This window comes from Mesorhizobium sp. M7A.F.Ca.AU.001.01.1.1, from assembly GCF_004022735.1.
GTDB classification, from domain to species: Bacteria; Pseudomonadota; Alphaproteobacteria; order Rhizobiales; family Rhizobiaceae; genus Mesorhizobium; species Mesorhizobium ciceri.
The window spans coordinates 1-813 of the sequence record NZ_RZPF01001256.1 but is presented as its reverse complement, the minus strand read 5'-3'; the positions used below and the strand labels follow the sequence as shown (position 1 = coordinate 813).

At 57.2% G+C, this 813-nt stretch carries 1 protein-coding gene; it reads right to left on the bottom strand.

Annotated elements, in window-relative coordinates:
• Positions 1-65: 65 nt before the first annotated feature.
• Positions 66-674, bottom strand: a complete 609-nt coding sequence (locus EN884_RS37485; protein ID WP_063168098.1) for a transglutaminase-like cysteine peptidase — start codon at positions 672-674, stop codon at positions 66-68.
• Positions 675-813: the final 139 nt, after the last annotated feature.

Genomic DNA, 813 nt, shown 5'->3' with positions numbered 1-813 from the left:
GGTGGGGACTCGACCGGGTTTCTCCTGAAGCGCCTCGCATTCACGCGGCGCGCTTGAGCTCTGTTTTAGCGGACGCTGGCGACCGCGTCGGAGCGGCCGTCATTGATCGTCACCCAAACGCCGGAATTCTGGTCCGACTGGCGCTTGAGATAGGTGTAGTCGGTGTCCGTCCAGGACAGGACCTTGGTCTCAAGATTGTCGAGGATGAATTCTCCGAGGCTGGTGCGCACGGTCAGCACCGCGTGGCCGTCGCCATTCGGCTGGCGCGCCACCGTCATCAGCAGATTGCCGGCGGGGACGCCCACATCCATCAACTCGCGGCGCTTTTCCAGCGCGTAATCCTCGCAATCGCCATAGCCATTGGCCGGATAGGCCCAATATTCCTCGACACCGTAGTTTTCCATGTCGGTGCGCGGCTTGATGCGGGTGTTGACCGAATTGTTGATGTTGACGATCGTCGCCCACAGCTTGCGGGTCAGTTCGACCGGCGCACCCCTGCGGGTCCGTTCGCTGCATTCGCCGGGAATGCGCTGGCAGAACTCATAGTGACCAACAGGCTGGGTGGTGCGTCCGCCGGTGTGCATATAGGCCGGTCCCGCGGCATATGCTGATCCCCAAGCGGAAAGCTGCATCGCCATTGCCGCCAGCAACAGCTTGCCCCTCGTTTTCTTCATTGTTGTAGTCTCCCCGTTCGAAGGAGACATTGCCACATGTGGATTTATTTGACGCAAAAGCGCGAAGTAGATATTGAGTAAAAGTCCAATAGAATAAACGTAAAATTTGAATCATTTGAGTATTAATTCGTTTGGATAT